The organism is Janthinobacterium sp. 1L-D-8-B-C4 (assembly GCF_057291295.1).
In genome coordinates, this window is record NZ_JBXAVX010000007.1 from 123,111 (window position 1) to 144,022 (window position 20,912).

Below are 20,912 nucleotides of genomic sequence, written 5' to 3' on the forward strand. Positions count from 1 at the left end.
TTAGCAGGATGGCAAACTTTACAATACAAGCTCGTTTCCTCAGCGCACTATTGAAGCTGCGCCAGATCCAGTTCTTCCTTGAAACGCGGCGTGACCGACCAGTTCTTGCCATCCTTGCCGCGCTGGAAGGTAAAGTCGCCTTGCTGCAGCACCGACCTGGCCAGCACCGTCGTGCCGGCAGGGGACGCCAGGTCATTACGGGTGAGCAGCAGGCGGCAGGAAGCCACGCCAGGCGCGACCTCCTTGCACGGTGCCAGCGGTTCGATATCGCCAATTTCACGGTAGTGTTGCGGCGACAGTAGCGCATCGAGTCCGATGTGGTAGATCGGCTTGCCACGTAGTACATCCATGCCGGCCAGCATTGCGGTCAGCAAGGCCTCGCGCCCGACGGGCTGGCCCTGCGGCGCAAAGCCGCCATGCCAGGCGATATGGCCAAAACGCGCTTGCACGATGCCAGCGTGCGCATGGTCGTATTCCAGGCGGCTTTTGCGCCTGCCTTCCACGCGCGAGATGGTCCAGGCATATTGCAGCGGTTTGCCCTCCACGCTGGCAGTGGCCAGGCAGCCACGGGTTTTTTGCGACCAGGAATAGCCGGCCTGCTTGATGTTGTCCAGGCTGAATTTGCCGTCGGTGACCGAGGCCACGGTTTCCCTGGCGTCACAGCGCGGCACGGCATAGCTGCTGAACCAGTACCAGGCCAGGCCGGCAAGCAGCACGGCGGCCAGGGTCAGCCAGCTCCAGGGACTGATCGGAGCATCGTTGTCGGGCGTGGCAAGGCCGGTGGGAATGGTCATGGCGGAAGGGGAGCGTGACAGTCAAAATGAAAACGGGCCGGGGCGGATGAATCCGCGCCGGCCCGCCGTATGATCGTTAATCGACGATCAATGCTTCAAGCCGCGCCAGCCGATATCGCGGCGGTATTGCGCGCCGTCGAAATGGATTTTTTCCACGGTTTCATAGGCCTGCTTCTGCGCCATTTTGACGCTGTCGCCCAGGCCGACCACGCACAGCACGCGGCCACCGTTGGTCACCAGGCGCTCGCCTTCGATGCGGGTGCCCGCATGGAAGGTCACCGACTCAATCGTCTCAAGCGGGATATCGCCAATCGGCGTGCCCTTGACCGGGTCGTCCGGGTAGCCGGCGGCGGCCATCACCACGCCAACGGCGGTGCGGCGGTCCCATTCCAGCTCCACCGTGTCGAGCGTGCCGTTGACGGCGTGTTCCATCACGGTGACCAGATCCGTCTTCAGGCGCGCCATGATGGGCTGGGTTTCCGGGTCGCCCATGCGGCAGTTGAATTCCAGTGTTTTTGGCGTGCCCTTGTCGTCGATCATCAGGCCGGCGTACAAAAAGCCCGTGAACGTGATGCCATCTTTTGCCATGCCTTGAATTGTTGGCACAATGATTTCGCGCATCACGCGCGCATGCATGGCCGGCGTGACGATCGGCGCTGGCGAATAGGCGCCCATGCCGCCCGTGTTCGGACCCTGGTCGTGGTCTTTCAAACGCTTGTGATCCTGGCTGGTGGCCAGCGGCAGGATGTTCTTGCCGTCGCACATGACGATAAAGCTTGCCTCTTCGCCGGCCAGGAATTCTTCGATGACGATGCGCGCGCCAGCGTCGCCGAACTGGTTATCAGCCAGCATATTGTCGACCGCCTGGTGCGCTTCTTCCAGGCTCATTGCCACTACCACGCCCTTGCCGGCGGCCAGGCCGTCGGCCTTGATGACGATCGGCGCGCCCATGCTGTCGATATAGGCGTGCGCCGGTGCTACCTCGGAAAACGTCTGGTAGGCGGCCGTCGGAATGCCGTGGCGCTGCATGAAGGCCTTGGCGAAGTCTTTCGATGACTCCAGCTGCGCCGCTTCCTTGGTCGGGCCGAAGATCTTCAGGCCGCGCGAACGGAACAGGTTGACGATGCCGGCCGCCAGTGGCACTTCCGGGCCAACCACGGTCAGGCTGATGTGTTCCTGCTGAACGAAATCGGCCAGCAATTGCGGGTCGCTGATGTCGAGGTTGACCAGGCGCGCATCGCGCGCGGTGCCGCCGTTGCCCGGAGCGACATACACCATCTGTATGCGTTCGGACTGGGCCAGTTTCCAGGCCAGGGCGTGTTCGCGGCCGCCAGAGCCGACTACCAGAATTTTCATAGGGACCGTTCGTTCAGTGTGGGGTTGCAGGGCGGGGATGCCGCCCTTGAGTGCGTGTGTTTAATTCTCGATCAAGGCGTTGGTGAAGACTTCCTGCACGTCGTCCAGCAGTTCCAGCGCATCGATCAGCTTTTGCATCTTGATCGCATCGTCGCCGGAATAGACCGTTTCGGTCGCCGGTTTCATGATCACTTCGGCCACTTCGGCCTTGAAGCCGGCCGCTTCCAGCGCTTCCTTGACGGTGGCGAAATCGTGCACCGGCGTGACCACTTCGAAGCCGCCTTCTTCGTCGGCGATGACGTCGTCGGCGCCCGCTTCGAGCGCCGCTTCCATCAGCTTGTCTTCGTCGGTGCCGGGCGCAAACAGCAGCTGGCCGCAGTGCTGGAACATGAAGGCGACCGAGCCTTCGTTGCCCATGTTGCCGCCGTTCTTGTTGAAGGCGTTGCGTACTTCGGCTACCGTGCGTACTTTATTGTCGGTCATGCATTCGACGATGACGGCCGCGCCGCCCACGCCGTAGCCTTCGTAGCGCACTTCTTCGTAGTTGGCGCCGTCGACGCCGCCACTGCCGCGGTTGATCGCGCGCTGCACGTTGTCTTTCGGCATATTGGCGTCGGCCGCCTTGTCGACCGCCAGGCGCAGGCGCGGATTGGTGATGGCGTCGGCGCCACCCATGCGGGCCGCTACCGTGATCTCCTTGATCAGGCGCGTCCAGATTTTGCCGCGCTTGGCATCCGTGGCAGCCTTTTTATGCTTGATGTTGGCCCATTTGCTATGTCCTGCCATGTCGAATCTTCCTTAGACGGGGGTTCAATTGTGGCCGACATTTTAGCATAGTGGCACCCCCGGCGACCGGCTGCCCCGGTCATGAAGCCGACATATTCTGTTGCTAAAGTGACGCGCTTTCGGGTTACTTTGGGGTAAGAAAATCATGGCAAGTCAGATCAACAGGCGTCAATTCCTGAAATTGGGCGGCTTTATCACCGTTTCGGTGGCCACCGCCGGCCTCGCCGCTTGCGGCGGCAGCAGCGATGGCAACGGCGGCGACGCCGGCGTGCCGCTGGCCTCGGGCAGCGACTGGAAGTTCCCGCAAAGCGTGGCCTCCGGCGATCCGCGCCCGGACAGCGCCATGCTCTGGACCCGCGTGGTGCCCGCCAGCCTGGACGCCGTGGCGCCGGCGCCAGCTTCGGCCACCGAAGTGGCGGTGCGCCTGATCGTCAGCGCCAGCGACAATTCCGCTTCCCTGGGCAGCAACAAGGCCTTGACGGGCACCAATATCGTCGACGCCAAACTGCCATTGAAATCCGATTTCGACAACACCCTGCGCCACAAGGTCACCGGCCTGCAGCCGGGCCAGGTGTATTTTTACCAGTTCATCGCCGGCGACGTGCGCTCGAACGTGGGCCGCTTCAAGACGGCGCCGGCCGCCACCGCCGATGTGGCGCAATTGCAGTTTGCCTACCTGACGTGCCAGGACTGGAGCATCAACCACTGGGGCGCGCTGGGCCATATCGCCGCCAATGAAAGCCTGGACTTTATCGTCCATCTGGGCGACTACATCTACGAAACAGTCGGCGAAGCATTCCAGAGCGGCGCCGTGGAAAGCCATCACGACCAGTTGAAGCTTCCAGACGGCACCTTCAAGAGTGGCAGCAGCGGCGCCAAATACGCCACCACCACCGCCGACTACCGCTACCTGTACAAGAAATACCGCACCGATACGCGCCTGCAGGCGGTGCACGAGCGCTTTGCCTTTATCGCCGTGTGGGACGACCACGAATTCACCGACGACGCCTGGCAGGACGCGTCCACCTACGAAGGCATCGTGGCGCAAGACGGCAGCGACTTGCACCAGCCGACGCGCCGGCGCAGCGCCAACCAGGCGTGGTTCGAATATATGCCGGCCGACGTCACGTTCGATGCAGCGGCGACCACGTTCCAGAATATCCAGATCTACCGCGACTTCCAGTTCGGCAAACTGATGCAACTGGTCATGACCGACGAGCGCCTGTACCGCGCCGACCATGCGATCCCCGAAGCGTCGCTCAACCCCGCCACCGGCAAGGCGCTGGGCAGCATCGGCAGCCGCTACCTGGTGCCGCAGCAGCTGTTCGACAGCGTGGAAGCGCAAAAGATGGCGGCCGCCACCAAGGCCGGCGCAGACCCGCTGGCCGCAGTCGGCATGCTGGGCGCCACCCAGCGCGAATGGTGGAAGAGCAAGATGAAGGCCGCCACCTCGACCTGGAAGCTGTGGGGCAATGAAGTGTCATTGCTGCGCATGGGCCTGAACGGCGTCGACGCGATCGCCACGCTGATCGCGCTGAGTGCCATGAGCAATGTGGGCGCGGCGATTGCGTCCACATTGCCGCTGGTCGGCGGCAGCGTGCCGCTGGCAAACGCCATCGTGGCGGCGTCGACTGCCGGTGCCACCACGCAAGTCGCGCAGGCGGCGGCGATGGCAATTGCCGGCGCTGGCGCCAACACCACGGCGCAGGGCGCGGCGGCAGTCGGCGCGGGCCTGTCCGCCGCGCAGGCCGGCATCACGGTGGCGGCGTTCAACAGCAGCACGCCCGCCGCTGGCGCGCAAGTGATCGCCTTTGGCTGGATCAAGCCCGACGTGCAGGCGAAACAGGCTACGTCAACCTTTGTCACCGGTTCCGGCAAGGCGGCCTCGCTGGCGCCGTTCTTTACCCGCTTCCTGCTCAATTGCGACCAGTGGGACGGCTATAACAGCGAGCGCAAGGCGCTGATGGCGCATCTGAAAACCAACGCCATCGGCAACGTGGTGGCGCTGACGGGCGACATCCATTCCTTCTTTGCCGGCACCGTCAACGACGATTTCGACGCGACGGGTGGTGGCACGCCGGTGATGGTCGACCTGGTATCGGCCGGCGTCAGTTCGGACTCTTTCTTCAGCTATCTGAAGTCCGCTGCGGCGGCGCTCGGCGATATTGGTACTTTGGTCAGCTACCCGCTGGCGATCCCCGTGCCAGGTGTCGGCACCGTCAACCTCGACATCAACCTGCTCGACTACACCATGGGCAAGGCTGCGCCAACCATCGACAGCCTGCTGGAACAATTGCGCGTGCAGCTGCGCGGCGCGCTGGCCGCCAAGGGCCTGCCCGAAGCGCAGCTGGACGCCACCGTCACGGCGGTACAGGCAGGTTTGAAAGCCAGCGCCGACTTCAGTACCACCTTGCTGGGACTGGCGCAGCAATTGTCGGGCCTGGGCAACAACCCGTGGATCAAGCATCTGAATACCGATGCACAGGGTTATACCGTGGTGACCCTGACGCCGGGCAAGCTGGTGGCGCAGTTCAAGCAGGTCAACAAACTGGTTGGCACGGCGGCGCCGGCGACTGTGATTGCGCGGGTGACGACGGCGACCGTGACGGCGGGAACGGCAGCGGTGGTGGTGGCGTAGGTCGGGTAGGTCGGGTTAGGCCGTCGGCCGTAACCCGACACCACCACCGGCCTCGGCCAACAATGTTGTCGGGTTACGCGCGTAGCGCTAACCCGACCTACGGATAAGGTTTTGCCATTACAATCTGGTCATGAGCACCAGCCCCGCACCGTCTACCATTCCCCGCTCCGTCTACCTCGGTGGCCTGGCCATCGCCGTTGGCGGGGCGGTGCTGTTTTCCACCAAGGCGATCGTTGCCAAGCTGCTGTACCGCTATCAGATCGATGCGGTCACGGTGATCGCCTTCCGCATGATCTTCTCGCTCCCCGTGTTTGCCGTCATCGCCTGGTGGCAGATGCGCACCGAGCCGCCGCTGGCGTGGCGCGACCGCTGGCAGCTGGTGGGGCTGGGCCTGGTCGGCTACTACCTGTCCAGCTATTTCGACTTTCTTGGCCTGCAATATATTTCCGTTGGCCTCGAGCGGCTGATTCTGTTCCTGACGCCCACCTTTGTGCTGCTGATCAGCACCGTGTATTTCAAGCATGCCATCAGCCGCCTGCAGTGGCTGGCGCTGCTGACCTCCTATTGCGGCATCGTGCTGGTGTTCGTGCACGACCTGCAATCGGGCGCCAGCAATATCGTGCTCGGTTCGACCCTGGTGCTCGGTTCGGCCTGCTCGTACGCCGTGTATCTGCTCGGTTCCGGCGAACTGGTGAAACGCATCGGCGCCATGCGATTGGTCAGCTATGCGATGTGCGTGGCCAGCTTTGCCTGCATCGCCCAGTTCTTCATCCTGCGCCCGGTCGGCATGCTGATACAGCCCACGCCGGTGTATGGCTGGTCGCTGGTCAATGGCATTTTTTGCACCGTGCTGCCGGTGTTCATGACCATGATCGCCGTCGAGCGCATCGGCGCGCCCGTCGCTTCGCAGGCCGGCATGATCGGCCCCGTCTCGACCTTGTTTTTGGGCGCCATGATCCTCGACGAACCGATCACCGGCTGGCAGCTGGCCGGTACCGGCCTGGTATTGGCCGGCATCTACCTGCTTTCCAAGAAAAAATAATCCTTTCAACCCAAGAGACTGCACCACCATGAAAACACGCATCGCCCTGATTGCCCACGACAAGAAAAAAGATGACATGATCACCCTGGCGGGCGAATACCGGGACTTTCTTGCCACCTGCGAGCTGACGGCCACCGGCACCACGGGCGGGCGATTGATCAACGAACTGGGCCTTGTCGTCGAGCGCAAGCATTCGGGCCCGTTCGGCGGCGACTTGCAGATCGGCGCGCTGCTGGTCGAAGGCCTGATCGACTGCGTGATCTTCCTGCGCGACCCGATGACGCCGCAGCCGCACGAACCGGACATCAACGCCCTGGTGCGCGCCTGTGACGTGCACAATGTGGCGTGCGCCACCAATCTGTCGACGGCCCATCTGGTGCTGTCGCAACTGCAAGCTCTCGCCAACGCGGCTTGATTCATCATCTCAGGAGACGACAATGAGCGAAACAATGACAGGAACAATTACCACCAAAGCGATCCGCATGCAGCGCACGGGCGGCCCGGAAGTGATGGAGTATGTCGACGTTGAACTGGCGCCGCCCGGCCCCGGCGAAGCGCGCGTCCGGCACGAGGCGATCGGCCTCAATTTCATCGATGTGTATTTCCGCACCGGCCTGTATCCGCAACTGCTGCCGGCCGGCCTGGGCGTGGAGGGCGCCGGCATCGTCGAGGCGGTGGGCGAGGGCGTGACCGATGTGAAGGTGGGCGACCGGGTGGCGTATGCGGCGCGCATCAACGGCGCCTATGCCGAGCAGCGCAATATCCCGGCGGCCCTGCTGCTGGCGCTGCCCGACCGTATCGGCTTCGACACGGCCGCCGCCATGATGCTGCAAGGCCTGACGGTGCAATACCTGTTCCACCGCACGGTGGCGCTGAAAGCGGGCGACACCATCCTGTTTCACGCGGCCGCCGGCGGCGTAGGCCTGATCGCCTGCCAGTGGGCGAAAGTGCTGGGCGTGAACCTGATCGGCACGGTTGGCTCGGACGACAAGGCCCAGCTGGCGCTGGCCCATGGCGCGGCCCACGTGATCAACTACAACACCGAAAACTTCGTCGAGCGCGTGCGCGAGATCACCGGCGGCAAGGGCGTCTCGGTGGTGTATGACTCGATCGGCAAGGATACCTTTATCGGCTCGCTCGACTGCCTGGCGCCGCTGGGCATGATGGTCAGCTTCGGTAATGCCTCCGGCCCGGTGCCGCCATTTACCCTGTCGGAACTGGCCTCGCGCGGCTCGCTGTTCATCACGCGCCCGGCGCTGTTCAGCTATGCCTCTGACCGGGCCAAGCTCGAAGAAATGTCGGCTTCGCTGTTCGGCGTCGTCGGCAGCGGCGAAGTACAGATCGAAGTGCGCCAGCGCTACAAGCTGGCCGATATCGCCCAGGCCCACCGCGACCTGGAAGGACGTAAAACGTCCGGCTCCACCATTATCGTGCCATGAGCGGCAGCGGCGACGGCAGTCCGAAATTCGGCCGGCTATTGATCGTGCTGGTGCTGGCGGTGGCGCTGATCGGCGTGATCACGTTTGCGGCCGAAGCGTACTACACATGAAAAAACCGGCTGGCCGCTTGCGCGCACCAGCCGGTTTTTTTGATGGGCCGATCAGTTTATTCGACCTTGACTTCCACCTTGCGCGGCACGCCGCTGCGGCCCGGGAAATCGGCAAACGCACTGGCGACCATGGCCGGCATCACCTGCGGCGTGGCGCGCTTGCCGCTGGTCGAATGCACGCTCACGTCGTACAGTTTCTTGCCGGTGTTTTCATTGATCGTCACGCGCAGTTCGCGTTCGAATTTGTGGCGCACGGTTTCTTCCAATTCCATCGGGCCGCCCCAGAATGGGCTGTAGCCAAAGCGGCCATAGCCGGGCCAGGCGCCGTAGCGGTAGCCGTAACGGCCAGGCCAGTAGCCGGGGCCATACCAGAACGGGTCGGTGGCCTGCAGCACGCGTTCAGGCACATCCATGGTGCCAAAGCGCATGGAGACGCGCAGCTTGGCGCTATCCGGCCCCGACGCTTCGCCAAAGCCGTGCTTGGCCAGTTCGGCGCGCACCAGGTTCTGGTAGCTGCGGTATTCCAGGGTGTCTTCCTCGGCCGGCGGCGCCACGAAAACATACGATTTGTCATTCTGCTGGGCCGGCCAGTCGTGGAAAGCCGTGACATCGCTGCGGATGGTGGTGGCGCAGCCGGTCAGCAGCACCGTCAGCGCAGTCATTAATATGGCCAGGTATTTCATTGCCGAATCTCCTCAGAGCGATCAGATATTTCGCAAGCGTAATTTATCGCCTTATAGTGTAAGACTACGTTATTCCACTGCTGATTATTATTACAGATTGTTACCCTGTGTGTTCGCTGCCTCGCAATTGACGATATTCATTTGCGCAAACGGCGCAAATCGGCTTCAAATCAGGCCAGGCCGCTGCCGGTATTGGTAAAATAGGCTTTTGCCTCCGCTCCCAATCCATCCCTATGCGCACAGACAGCCCTCAGACGATTTACCGCCAGGACTACACGCCGCCCAGCTTTCTGGTCGACACCGTGGAACTGGGTTTCGATCTCGATCCCGCCCGCACCATAGTGGCGAGCCGGATCCGCATGCATCACAATCCCGACAGCACCAGCCGCAGCATCGAATTGCACGGTGAACATATCGAGCTGGTGCAGGTACGCCTGAACGGCAAGGTGCTGAAACCGTCGCAATACAAGCTGACGGCCAGCATGCTGACGATACCGAAAGCGCCCGACGACGTCGAGCTCGATATCGAAACCACCCTGGCGCCACAGGACAATACGTCGCTGTCCGGCCTGTATGTATCGAACCATAACTTCTTCACCCAGTGCGAAGCCGAGGGTTTTCGCCGCATTACCTTCTTCCCGGACCGCCCGGACGTAATGGCCAAATACACCGTCATGCTGCGTGCCGACAAGGAGCAATACCCGGTGCTGCTGTCGAATGGCAACCTGATCGAAGAGGGCGACCTGGGCGACGGCCGCCATTACGCCAAGTGGGAAGACCCGTTCAAGAAGCCTTCCTACCTGTTCGCGCTGGTTGCCGCGCGCCTGGTCTGCCAGGAAGAGCGCTACACCCTGCAATCGGGCCGCGAAGTGCTGCTGCAGGTGTGGGTCGAAGACGGCAATCTCGATAAAACCGACTACGCCATGCAGTCACTGAAAAACTCGATCCGCTGGGACGAAGAGCGCTTCGGCCTGGAGCTGGACCTGGACCGCTTCATGATCGTCGCCGTCGGCGACTTCAATATGGGCGCGATGGAAAACAAGGGCCTGAACATCTTCAACACCAAATACGTGCTGGCCAATGCGCGCGTTGCCACCGATGTCGACTACGCCGGCATCGAAGCGGTAGTGGGCCATGAATATTTCCACAACTGGACCGGCAACCGCGTGACCTGTCGCGACTGGTTCCAGCTGTCGCTGAAAGAAGGCCTGACGGTATTCCGCGACCAGGAATTTTCGGCCGACATGATCGGCACCGACACCGGCCGCGCCGTGACCCGTATCGACCAGGTGCGCACCTTGCGCCAGGCGCAGTTCCCCGAGGACGCCGGCCCGATGGCGCACCCGGTGCGCCCCGACTCCTTTGTCGAGATCAACAACTTCTACACCGTCACCATCTACGAAAAAGGCGCCGAAGTGGTGCGCATGTACCAGACCCTGGTGGGGCGCGAGGGTTTTCGCAAGGGCATGGACCTGTATTTCGAACGCCACGACGGCCAGGCCGTGCAGTGCGACGACTTCCGCGCCGCCATGGCCGACGCCAACGGTCGCGATTTCACGCAGTTCGAACGCTGGTACAGCCAGGCCGGCACGCCCATCGTGCATGTCGAAACCCGTTACGACGCCGCCAGCAAAACATTTGAGCTGACCCTGCGCCAAAGCTGCCCGGCCACGCCCGGCCAGTCGCACAAGCTGCCGTTCCATATTCCGGTCACCGTGGGTCTGTTGGGCGCCGATGGCCGCGACCTGCCGTTGCAGCTCGAAGGTGGCGACGTGATTGCCGCCACCAGCGCCGTGCTGGAACTGACCGAAGGCTGGCAGACTTTCCGCTTCATCAATGTGGCAGAGGCGCCCGTGCCGTCGCTGCTGCGCGACTTTTCCGCGCCGGTGGTGCTGGAATATGCGTACACCGACGCCGAACTGCTGCACCTGTTCCGCCACGACAGCGACCCGGTCAACCGCTGGGAAGCGGGCCAGCGCCTGGCCATGGCGCGCCTGTTGACACTGACGGCCGCCGTCGCCGCAGGCGAAGCGCTGGCGCTGGACGACACCTTTATCGAAGCGCAGCGCGTCTTGCTGGCCGATGAAACACTGGACCCGGCCTTCCGCGAGCTGGCCCTGATTTTGCCATCGGAGACCATCATCGCCGAGCGCATGGCGCAGGTCGACCCGCAGGCGATCCACACGGCGCGCCAGTTCATGCGCCGCACGATCGCCGCCGCCCTGAAACCGGAACTGCTGGCGCAATACCACGCCAACGTGACGCCAGGCGACTACAGCCCCGACGCCCTGTCGGCCGGCAAGCGCGCGCTGAAAAACCTGGCACTCGCTTACCTCCTGATCGCACCGGAAGCGGACGACCTGGCGCTGGCGCAGCAGCAGTTCGACAGCGCCGGCAACATGACCGACCGCGCGGCAGCACTGGGCGCCCTGATCCACTCGGGTGCACAGCAAGCATCGCAAGCGGCGCTGGCCAGTTTCTACAGCGACTTCCAGGGCGAAGCGCTGGTGGTCGACAAATGGTTCGCCATGCAGGCGGCCGCCCCCACCACCGACCTGGCCGCCGTGCGCGCGCTGATGACGCATCCGGCGTTTACCCTGAAAAACCCGAACCGCGCGCGCAGCCTGATTTTCAATTTCACCAACGGCAACCCGTCGCAGTTCCACGCGCCGGACGGCAGCGGCTACGCCTTCTGGGCCGAGCAGGTAATCGCGCTCGACGCCCTGAACCCGCAAGTGGCGGCCCGCCTGGCGCGCTCGATGGACCGCTGGCGCCGCTACCTGCCGGCCCTGCAAACGCCGATGCGCGCCGCGCTGGAACAAGTCGCCGGCCAGGCCAGCCTGTCGAACGATGTGATGGAAGTGGTCAGCAAGGCTTTGGCCAATTGACGGTGTGTCGGATTACGCCCTGCGGGCTAATCCGACCTACGCGCCTGCATGATTCGTAGGTCGGCTTAGCGCCAAAGGCGCGTAAGCCGACAACACACGAGACATATTTAAAATAACGAGATAACCATCCAAAGGGAAGTCATGAAACGCATCAGTCTTACGCAATACCTGGTTGAAGAACAGCGCTCGAACAACAGCATCCCGGCCGAACTGCGCCTCTTGATCGAAGTCGTCGCGCGCGCCTGCAAGACCATCAGCCACGCCGTGGGCAAGGGCGCGCTGGGCGAAGTGCTGGGCACGGCCGACACGGAAAACGTGCAGGGCGAAGTACAGAAAAAACTCGACATCATCTCCAACGAGATCCTGCTCGAAGCAAACGAATGGGGCGGCCACCTGGCGGCGATGGCGTCGGAAGAAATGGAATCGATCCACCCGATCCCGAACCGCTATCCGAAGGGCGAATACATGCTGTTGTTCGACCCGTTGGACGGCTCGTCGAACATCGACGTCAACGTCTCGATCGGCACCATCTTCTCGGTACTGAAAGCGCCGGAAGGCATGGCCCAGCCAACCGAGCAGGACTTCATGCAGGCCGGCACCAAACAGGTCGCCGCCGGCTACGCCGTGTACGGCCCGCAAACCATGCTGGTGCTGACGTTCGGCAATGGCGTGAACTGCTTCACGCTGGACCGCGAAATGGGTTCGTGGGTCCTTACGCAAAGCAATATCCAGATTCCGGCCACCACAAAAGAATTCGCCATCAACATGTCGAACGCGCGCCACTGGCACCCGCCGGTGCAGCGCTACGTGAACGAGCTGCTGGCCGGCGAAACCGGCCCGCGCGGCACCAACTTCAACATGCGCTGGATCGCCTCGATGGTCGCCGACGTGCACCGCATCCTGAACCGCGGCGGCATCTTCATGTACCCGGCCGACCTGCGCGACACCTCGATGCCCGGCAAGCTGCGCCTGATGTACGAAGCGAACCCGATGGCCTTTATCGTCGAACAGGCCGGCGGCGCCGCCACCGACGGCCAGCAGCGCATCATGGACATCGCCCCGCACAAGCTGCACCAGCGCGTGCCGGTCTACCTGGGCTCGAAAGACGAAGTGGCCCGCGTGACCGCCTACCATCAGGAGTAAGCAGGGCGCATTCCCCCACACTGTGCAAAAAAGTTCGTGTTGACACTAGCAAAATTTGTGCTTTGTTTGTAGAATGTGGGTCTTCGCCGCTTTAGCTCAGTTGGTAGAGCAGTTCATTCGTAATGAAAAGGTCGCCAGTTCGATTCCGGCAAGCGGCACCAGAGATTCATCAGAAAAGCCCGTTTATCTGCAAAGGTAAGCGGGTTTTTTGTTGTCTGTTCAAATACGGCAGCCCGGCCTGATGGTGGCGCGGGCTGCTTTCAAGGAGCGTGAGATGGGTAGAATTGCTGTCCTGGCAGGCGTTGCCCACGATATCGCGCACCACGCCGCCAGCGGCCTCGCTTATCTGTCGCCGCATCTCGCCCTGGCACTGCGCGCGGCAAACCAGCCAACAACGCAGATGGATCTGCTCGATGCCACGCCCTATCCCGAGTCTGTCGCCGAACTGGCGCCCTTGCGCCTGGCACTGGCGGCATTGCATGTCACGGCGCTACGCATACTGGAAACGCACGACCTGCAGGCAGCCGATCTGTCGTCCATGGTATTTCATGCCACGCCGGCACCGTGGGATCAGCAAGGGTATGGCTTGCATACGCGCATGGTTATCGTTGCGTGTAATAACAAGGTGTTTGATTCGGGTTGGTTGTCGTAGGGGATGCTGTCTGTCGAAGATCTCGATGAAAAATCCGGTTCAAACAGTTAAGTGGAGGGTTTGGTAACTTGGTGGCATTTGGAATGTAAGTGATGGTTTAAAAAGTTCTCGGCTAAGCATGCTTCTAAGGTACCTAATGCATCAGTTCGTGTCTAAATGGCGGACCTGCCCTCGCGCCGGTGGAGGTCGTGCGGCGGCTGCAGGGGCAGCAAGGTTTCGCTGTTCAGCCAAGGCGCTCGGTGGTCGAGCGAACGTTTGCATGGCTGATATGTTACCGGCGCTCGGAGCGAGACTATGAACAGCGCCTTGACATGTGGGAAAACATGATTTACCTGGCCAGGGAGCGCCGCTGCTGCATCGTCTAAATTTCCGCTAATTTATTAAGCCGTCTCTGAGTATCTGTAGTGCAACTAAATGCACATCTACAGTCCACATAAATGTGAAAAGTTACTGATTTGCTTGTACAATGTTTTCGGAATTTAAACATCTTCCGGAAAGAATTTATATGGCAATGCAAATCTTTCAACTTAAAAAACATATCCAATCATTTTTTGATAGCTATGAGAAATTCCAGCCTTTTATAATATCGGTTGCAGATTTTTCGCGCTCGGCATCTGAAATGGAAGTAGTTCTTCAAGGGATAGCAAATCTATCGACTTTGCGTGATGCCGCAAACCAAGCGCACGCTCATCTCAATGCTGTACCCGGTACGCTAAGGACTATTACTCAGCGGCAGTTCTTCAAAGCATTGGAGGATTTCAAACGAGCCCTTCATGATCTTCAACCTTACCTCACGGCCAGAGAAACTTTCATAGCTAAAATAGACTCGGAGGTCGAAGATTTTTCTGCACTCTATGACACCTTTATCTCGAACCATAGTGTAGAAAGCGCGCTACCCCTGCTGATAGCGGCAAAGGCGCTCGACATCAGGCTGGCAACATTTCTAGGCATCCTTCAATACGTTGAACAATTAATCGACGAAAATGATGTCGCAAGCAGCGCTGAAGCCCCTCTTTCTCTATACATGCCCGCACCTTTAAGTCTGTCAGAGTTCGCTCATAAATTATTAGCGATTCAAGAACTGTATTCAGAGCTATGCATGCTCTTGTCGGTGTCCGAGGCTACCTACCCGCTCCGCGTTTCTAAAATTGAGTCTGGAAGCATGTGGGTAAAATTATTTGGTGATATGAGAGTGGTTGGGATGTTGGCATCATTCATAGAAAACACCGCGTCTTGGCTCTTTAGAAGCTATACCACTGAAGGAAAACTAGCTGCCATCCCTCGAAAAGTTGAAGCGATTGATGCAATTCTCGGTCTGAGCAAACGGCTGACCGAAGCCGGTCTGGATGCCACGGCAATGAAGGATCACATCGAGAAATCAGCGATTATGATTTCACAGTCCTTAACCCAACTTCTTGATGGGGAGTCTAGCATTACAATCAATGACCACATAGTATCAGTGAATCAAGAAAGACGAAGCGAGCTACTTCCGGGTTCAGCGAACTTGCAGCTAACTGGAACAACCGACAAGTCTGTTACGAGCAAAATTGATCCACCATTGTTGAACTAAGGGCGTACACAGAATTCGGGGAAAATCGTACGCTAAGGGGCATTTGCTTAACTGTCAAGACCCGCCTGGTTATAAACACGTTTAACGAATAATTCTGGCTTTTTTGCCTGCCATTTCTTCATTGCCTGAATCGGCGTTTCGTTGTTGAGAGCACGCTGTGGGATATTGTGGTTATAGATTTTCAGGTAATTGCGCAGTGTTGATTCGAGCTCGGCCCTGGACGCGAAGCGAGTCTGGTTGACGACCTCGCTGATGCGGCCGTTGAAGCGTTCAACCATGCCGTTGGTCTGCGGATGACGTGGCGGGATCAGGCGATGTTTGATCGCCAGTTGCTTGCATTGCACGTCAAACGCGTGCTTACCGCTGGGAATCCGCTCGCCCGTTTCCGGGTCTTTTTTCCTGCTGCTAAAGCGGTCGGTTAACTTGCTGCTAAAGCGGTCGGTTAACTTGCTGCCATTGTCGGTGAGCAGCTTGACGATGGCGATCCGACAGGCTTTGTTGAGCTTGATCAGGAGGTCGGTGCTACTACTGTCGGACTGGTCGGCATAGATCTCCATGAAGACCCAGCGCGTGACGCGGTCGATGGCGACGAATAGGTAACGGCGTTCGGTTTCGTCAGGCATCTGCGGCAAATACTTGATATCCATATGTAAAAAGCCGGGCTCGTAATCCTTGAACGACTTTTTGGTGATGGGCTTGTCGGTTTCCCGTAAAGCCAGTTCAAGCAGGCTGGAGACACCATGGCGACGCAGGCAACGCCCCAGGGCGGCGCGCGAAAGCGCTGGATTGACGAACTCGCGGGCCACTGTCAGCAGATCGTCGGTGGGCAGCAGCAGCGTGGTGCCCACCGACGATCAATTCCTGCGCAGGCGTGAGCGTGGTGTGCATGATAAGTGGCCGGTGCGAAAGATCCTCGGCGCTGTCGCGGTTCTGCCACTTGCGGATCGTCAGACGACTGACATTGTAGCGCTCAGCCAGTTCTCGTTTGAGAGAGCGTCGATTTACGGATTTCGTCACGGATCAGATGAGTGGTGCGGGCTTGGCTGTGAAGGGCTTGACTCATGGCGCTGGTAGTTGGGTGACAGGATTCAACAGTGTACTCAAAAGCGCCCTGGCCCTGAAAAATGGCAGGCTGCGAGTTGGAATATGATCAGCCATATCTAAACAGTTATCCTATCTCCTGATACATGACTAGCAAACGCTCTCGAAAAAGGTCAGCGTCAAAGTCGCCAGTTTCTTCTCTTTACCTATCAAGAGTATCGAGTCTTGATAAATGCGCTGCGACACGTAAATAATTGCACCCTCGACCCACAGCGAGGCGAGCAGCGAAAAATCGGTCCTGACACTGAAATGACCTACATCGAAGCAAGCTAGTGTATTAAGAGGTTCGAAGTGAGATCTGAGTAAAATGGATTTTTGGAGCCGGAATGGATGCTGCGTAATTATGCGCGAAGTATTTCGGACCGGCCGCAAGCAATGCTGTAGCTATGTAATCTACGGGTGTGTAGTCATTTAGCTCTACATTGGGCTTGAAAGAAATAAAAAATATGAATTTGTTTGAATACTATGTAGCGCTACGTTGTGACATCCTACGAATTGTCACGGGTGTCGAGAATTCTGTTCATAGCCTTTTCTGGGATAACACAACTCCAAATAGCATCACGAAAGATCGTTTGGAGAAATTGCATGAAAAATACTTAGTTGCAGCGAGAGAGTTTGGTCTGCTCATGGTTACAAGGCATAGTGATTGCCCTAATTCGAATCATGCTGCCTATCCAACAAGCAATATATACGGAGTCGATATTAGTTATCGAAGCAGCGGCTACATTTGGGGCGGGGGACAGTTCTTTCAGGGGGCGAGGTCGTGCATCTGCCCATGCTCAAATAAAAATAAAGTAACAGAGCATCACGTTATCGATGACATCATCTACGATGAAAACGCTGATGTGGGTGTGTGCAAAGGGCTGGAAAAAATTCTTGGAGACATTTTTTATTCAATTGAATGTGCAGGGGATAAAAAGCCCCGTGCCGCTATTCGTGAGTATTTGCTAAGAGCGGTTTTGCGAATAAATGATGAGCTGCTTCCTGAGCCGATGGACGCATACATTGAGACTCATCGCCCTTAGTGAGACGGTTTGGTAATCTGGTGACATTTGGGATGTACGTGATGGTTTAAGTTCAGCAGCCTCAATGGCGTCGGCACGTGCATATCTCGGCGGTGCGAAGCGGGCGCCGTGTTGGTGGAGCATCATTACGAAGTTGCCCGCATCGACAGGATCCTCACCGTTTGCCTAGTTGCGCAGCATGACCGTCAAATCATCGATGCTGCACTGCTCAGGATTGTCCCAATCACTGCTGTCTTTTAATCGAGAAAGGGCCAATTTTACCTTCATTGCGGCAGCGAATCGATCGACAGCGTCATTATCGGGGTGCTGGTCGACCGCCAATGGGATCGGCGCCGCGGCCAGCGTGGCCCAATATGCCGGCTTATCGTGACCAACATGCCTGAGACCGCGTCGACCGTCGTGCCCGGCATTAAATTCCATCTGCATCAGTACGATCGGTGCCGCGAGACGTGCCAGCGCGATGTTGGCAGGGCTAATGGTCGGCTAGGTCGCCAAAGCGGCGTTGGCGCTAGTTTCATGTGTTGGCTCAACCTGCATGAGTTTATAGTCCTCGGGCACGGTCAACTAAGCATCAGCCATAAAGAAGCGTTGGCTTAGATATGTTTTGGGGAATTCGCGCCTAGCGTGCGCAGGTCGCGCAGGCGGAAAAATTCGCGGTATGTCGTCATATCGTTTTCTTCCAATTGATGTTAAATTAACGGTTGGTTTTTTAATGTTGAATGTAAGAATTAAAATTGAAAGATTTTTCATTTTTTCGAAGCCCTTCGAATTTTATAGTTGTGGTAGTTTTTTCAAATTTTTACTTGAAATTAATATTTTTATTCCGGTAATTAATAATTTTTATAACTGAAAATGGAGCGTGATCGATGCTTTGGGTAATGAGATGTGCGAGGCTTTTAGCCGTTGTAGTTGTTTTTTTAGTTGCACGTTATTTCTTACTTGAATTTTTAGCGCCCTTTCCTCTTGATCTCAATATTCAGCCAATGCTGCTTTGGATGGAGGCTCATCCCGACCTATCAGGTTGGGCGCAATTTGTCGGTGCCATGGCGGCCATATTTCTTGCAATCGCAATACCTGCATGGCAACGTCATGGACAGAATTTGGACCGGCGTCGCAGTACTGAAGACTTGAATGCGGCCTTGGCACTACATTCGTACTTTCTGCTAAATGAAGTGCATAATTATTTAAATGGTTACCTAAGTACCAGCAATATGCCTAGACAACTTGCACGGAAAGACTTGGAAACTAATGACCTCCTTCAGAGGATTCATGCACTTGAAATTCGGGAAAATGATGCTGGCCGTATAACCCGATTATTTCATGCAAGGAGCTTTATCCACTTGACGACAATGGCAATGACTTCTCCATTCTTGCAAAAGGCACTATTGTCTGTTGATGAAAAAGAAATGATTCGTAACCGCTTAGATGCTTTAGATAAAAATATTAAAGAGGCCGAAGCAGCAAACAACAAAGCAGCAGATGCCCGGGCTCAGGCTAATCTCTGGCTGTTAGCTCGCTTGTTTTACTCGATCATCAGGTTTATTCATCGAGGGAAATTGTTGCCGAGCTAAGTTAATCGTCGCTCGTGCCATCACCCGCACGCGCACTTCTTCCGCCTGGTTCGCTTCCGATACCGGCGACGGCTCCTTCACCAGCAGCGGCCGCATGCTGCCGGTGCGCAGGTTGACAAAGGCTCTGTGCCAGGTCAGACGTCCGTGCCGGAAAAACTCCTACAGGATCGACAGCGCCGGCGCGACGATGGCCTGGTTGACGAATAATTCCTGGCGCTCGAGCGGCTGCGCCAGGCTGCAGCTGGGCGCATCGTCCTCGATTGCCGTGGTGTCGACTAGCTCGGGCAGTACGCGATATGGATCTGGCAAACCCGCGCTGCCGGACGGCACCACCATGTACGTGTTGTAGCCGTCGGGCTCGCCGAACAGCACTTGGCCGTCGGCCGCCGGTTACCCATGTCCATGATGTAGGCGGCGCAGGTTTCACCGTAGCAAGCACCTCGCAACGCTTGTAGCACCATGCCAAATGACCCTATAATAATGAGAATTATTCTCAACTATGGTGACCACGCATGGCGGCATCTACTTCCGGGCAGCCACACTTGCACACGCTGTACGCCGAGCACCATGACTGGTTGCAGGCTTGGCTGCGCAACAAGCTCGGATGCCTGTTCACCGCGCAGGATCTGGCGCAGGATACGTTCTTGCGCCTGGTGGTGCGTCCGCGCGAGCTCGATGCCGGGCAAAATCCGCGCGCCTATCTGACCACCATCGCCAAGGGGCTGGTGGTGGATCACTGGCGCCGGGCGGAGATCGAACGGGTGTGGGTGGCCGCCATGCTGGAGCGCCCGGAGGCGACCCAGCCGTCGGCCGAGCACCAGGCCATCGTGCTTGAAACGCTGGTCGAGGTCGATCGCATTCTGGCCACCTTGGCCGATAAGCCGCGCCAGGCCTTTTTGCTGGCGCAGCTGCACGAGCTGACCTATGCCGAGATCGGAATGCGGCTGGGCGTGTCCGAGCGGATGGTCAAGAAATATATGGCGCAGGCCATGTTGCACTGCTTGGCGGCCGGCGCCGACTTTCGTGCCGCGCTGGCCTGATGTCGATGCAGCGCCGCCAAGAACAGGAGATACCCTACGCCACTTTGGTACAGGCCGCCGAATGGTTTGCCGTCTTCCGCTCGGGCCGGGTCGAGGACGAGGAACGGCGCCGCTGGCAGGACTGGCTGGCGGCCGACGCCGGCCATCGCCAGGCCTGGGCCAGGGTGGAGGCGATCAGCGACGGCGTGGCCATCGCGCGCGAGGCGCCGCAGGCCGCCAGCGCGGCCCTGCACGCGGCCAGCCAACTCAGTTACGTAGCCCAGCGGCGCAAGCTGCTCAAGGCGATGGCGCTGGCGGCGGTCACCGTGGGCGCGGGCTGGCAGCTGGCGCGCCAGGACAGCGTGCAGGCGCTGGTGGCGGGGCTGGGCGCTTCGCACCGCACCGGCGTGGGCGAGAGCCGTCAGGCGCTGCTGGCCGACGGCACCCGGCTCTGGCTCGATACCGATACCGTGCTCGATGCCCGCTACGACGACAGGCAGCGGCTGCTGGTGCTGCACCAGGGCGTAATTCTGGTGGAAACGCATGCCGATACTGTCTACCCGCCGCGCCCCTTGATCGTGCGCAGCCGCCAGGGCGCCATGCGTGCGCTCGGCACGCGCTTCGCAGTGCGCCAGTTCGACGGCCATACCCGGCTGGACGTGAGCGAGGGCAGGGTGGAAATCACGCCACTTGAAGCGCCGGCGCCGGCGCGGGTAGTGGCCGCCGGCGAACAGACCAGTTTTACCCGCCACGCCATCGCCGCCAGCGGCGCGCTGGACCCGGCGCGCCAGGCCTGGACCCAGGGCATGCTGATCGCCCAAGACATGCCGCTGGCGCAGTTCCTGGCGGAGTTGTCGCGTTACCGGCCGGGCTACCTCGGTTGCGATCCGGCGATTGCCGGCCTGCGCGTGGTGGGCGCCTTCCCCCTGCGCGATACCGGCCAGGCGCTGGCCATGCTGGCGGCGGCGCTGCCGGTGCGGGTGAGATTCACCCTGCCATGGTGGGTGTCGGTGGCGCCGAAATAAATATTTATAAAAAACGGTTCCCTTTTTGCCGCCTGCTTCGGAAAGCTCTGTGAAGACCGACTTCCTCCTT

Annotated in this window: 18 protein-coding genes, 1 tRNA gene and 1 pseudogene; 13 read left to right on the top strand and 7 right to left on the bottom strand. The window is 59.2% G+C overall.

What is annotated here, in order from left to right; all coding sequences use genetic code 11:
- Positions 1–47 precede the first annotated feature (47 nt).
- From AC0Z42_RS14180 to AC0Z42_RS14190, 3 genes are all read right to left on the bottom strand, one after another.
- Positions 48–794 carry a hypothetical protein gene (locus AC0Z42_RS14180; RefSeq protein ID WP_485468854.1) on the bottom strand — a complete coding sequence of 249 codons (747 nt, stop codon included), beginning with the start codon at positions 792–794 and terminating at the stop codon, positions 48–50.
- An 87-nt stretch (positions 795–881) separates the two neighbouring features.
- Positions 882–2,150, bottom strand: a complete 1,269-nt coding sequence (gene purD, locus AC0Z42_RS14185; protein ID WP_485468855.1) for a phosphoribosylamine--glycine ligase — start codon at positions 2,148–2,150, stop codon at positions 882–884.
- Between the two features lie 60 nt (positions 2,151–2,210).
- Positions 2,211–2,936, bottom strand: a complete 726-nt coding sequence (locus tag AC0Z42_RS14190; protein WP_034747129.1) for a YebC/PmpR family DNA-binding transcriptional regulator — start codon at positions 2,934–2,936, stop codon at positions 2,211–2,213.
- A gap of 145 nt (positions 2,937–3,081) precedes the next feature.
- On the opposite strand from AC0Z42_RS14190, the gene AC0Z42_RS14195 reads away from it, so the two are divergent.
- The 4 genes from AC0Z42_RS14195 (at position 3,082) to AC0Z42_RS14210 (ending at position 8,055) form a co-directional block, all read left to right on the top strand.
- On the top strand, positions 3,082–5,574 hold the full coding sequence (locus tag AC0Z42_RS14195) for an alkaline phosphatase D family protein (protein WP_485468856.1): 2,493 nt from the start codon (positions 3,082–3,084) through the stop codon (positions 5,572–5,574).
- Between the two features lie 130 nt (positions 5,575–5,704).
- Positions 5,705–6,616 carry a DMT family transporter gene (locus AC0Z42_RS14200; RefSeq protein ID WP_485468857.1) on the top strand — a complete coding sequence of 304 codons (912 nt, stop codon included), beginning with the start codon at positions 5,705–5,707 and terminating at the stop codon, positions 6,614–6,616.
- A gap of 28 nt (positions 6,617–6,644) precedes the next feature.
- Positions 6,645–7,031, top strand: a complete 387-nt coding sequence (locus AC0Z42_RS14205) for a methylglyoxal synthase (RefSeq protein ID WP_485468858.1) — start codon at positions 6,645–6,647, stop codon at positions 7,029–7,031.
- A gap of 22 nt (positions 7,032–7,053) precedes the next feature.
- The gene (locus AC0Z42_RS14210) at positions 7,054–8,055 is read left to right on the top strand and encodes a quinone oxidoreductase family protein (protein ID WP_485468859.1); all 1,002 of its coding nucleotides are present in this window, start codon (positions 7,054–7,056) and stop codon (positions 8,053–8,055) included.
- A gap of 166 nt (positions 8,056–8,221) precedes the next feature.
- Here the strand turns inward: AC0Z42_RS14210 and AC0Z42_RS14215 are convergent, their stop codons facing one another.
- Complete coding sequence (locus AC0Z42_RS14215; RefSeq protein ID WP_485468860.1) at positions 8,222–8,848, bottom strand: DUF4136 domain-containing protein; 627 nt, start codon at positions 8,846–8,848, stop codon at positions 8,222–8,224.
- A gap of 233 nt (positions 8,849–9,081) precedes the next feature.
- On the opposite strand from AC0Z42_RS14215, the gene pepN reads away from it, so the two are divergent.
- The 5 genes from pepN (at position 9,082) to AC0Z42_RS14240 (ending at position 15,101) form a co-directional block, all read left to right on the top strand.
- A complete protein-coding gene (pepN, locus tag AC0Z42_RS14220; RefSeq protein ID WP_485468861.1) occupies positions 9,082–11,736 on the top strand; it encodes an aminopeptidase N in 2,655 nt (884 codons plus the stop codon).
- A 141-nt stretch (positions 11,737–11,877) separates the two neighbouring features.
- Positions 11,878–12,879, top strand: coding sequence for a class 1 fructose-bisphosphatase (locus tag AC0Z42_RS14225; RefSeq protein WP_485468862.1), 1,002 nt, complete (start codon positions 11,878–11,880; stop codon positions 12,877–12,879).
- A gap of 85 nt (positions 12,880–12,964) precedes the next feature.
- Positions 12,965–13,040: transfer RNA gene (locus AC0Z42_RS14230), tRNA-Thr, on the top strand.
- Between the two features lie 113 nt (positions 13,041–13,153).
- Positions 13,154–13,531, top strand: coding sequence for a hypothetical protein (locus tag AC0Z42_RS14235; protein WP_485468863.1), 378 nt, complete (start codon positions 13,154–13,156; stop codon positions 13,529–13,531).
- 505 nt (positions 13,532–14,036) lie between these two features.
- Positions 14,037–15,101 (top strand): hypothetical protein, encoded by a 1,065-nt coding sequence (locus AC0Z42_RS14240; RefSeq protein ID WP_485468864.1) that lies wholly within the window; start codon positions 14,037–14,039, stop codon positions 15,099–15,101.
- A 47-nt stretch (positions 15,102–15,148) separates the two neighbouring features.
- Here the strand turns inward: AC0Z42_RS14240 and AC0Z42_RS14245 are convergent.
- Positions 15,149–16,164 (bottom strand): annotated as a pseudogene (locus AC0Z42_RS14245) (integrase core domain-containing protein).
- Between the two features lie 484 nt (positions 16,165–16,648).
- Between AC0Z42_RS14245 and AC0Z42_RS14250 the strand changes: the two are divergent.
- A complete protein-coding gene (locus AC0Z42_RS14250) occupies positions 16,649–17,227 on the top strand; it encodes a hypothetical protein (RefSeq protein WP_485468865.1) in 579 nt (192 codons plus the stop codon).
- Positions 17,228–17,392: 165 nt separating this feature from the next.
- Here AC0Z42_RS14250 and AC0Z42_RS14255 read toward each other — a convergent pair whose 3' ends face one another.
- A complete protein-coding gene (locus AC0Z42_RS14255) occupies positions 17,393–17,653 on the bottom strand; it encodes a hypothetical protein (RefSeq protein ID WP_485468866.1) in 261 nt (86 codons plus the stop codon).
- A 440-nt stretch (positions 17,654–18,093) separates the two neighbouring features.
- On the opposite strand from AC0Z42_RS14255, the gene AC0Z42_RS14260 reads away from it, so the two are divergent.
- Complete coding sequence (locus AC0Z42_RS14260) at positions 18,094–18,798, top strand: hypothetical protein (RefSeq protein WP_485468867.1); 705 nt, start codon at positions 18,094–18,096, stop codon at positions 18,796–18,798.
- Positions 18,799–18,957: 159 nt separating this feature from the next.
- On the opposite strand, the gene AC0Z42_RS14265 is transcribed toward AC0Z42_RS14260, so the two are convergent.
- The gene (locus tag AC0Z42_RS14265) at positions 18,958–19,170 is read right to left on the bottom strand and encodes a hypothetical protein (RefSeq protein ID WP_485468868.1); all 213 of its coding nucleotides are present in this window, start codon (positions 19,168–19,170) and stop codon (positions 18,958–18,960) included.
- A 140-nt stretch (positions 19,171–19,310) separates the two neighbouring features.
- Between AC0Z42_RS14265 and AC0Z42_RS14270 the strand changes: the two genes are divergently transcribed.
- Entirely contained in the window at positions 19,311–19,838 is a 528-nt protein-coding gene (locus AC0Z42_RS14270; protein WP_485468869.1) for a sigma-70 family RNA polymerase sigma factor, read from the top strand.
- Between the two features lie 5 nt (positions 19,839–19,843).
- Entirely contained in the window at positions 19,844–20,842 is a 999-nt protein-coding gene (locus tag AC0Z42_RS14275) for a FecR domain-containing protein (protein WP_485468870.1), read from the top strand.
- The last annotated feature ends 70 nt before the right edge of the window (positions 20,843–20,912 follow it).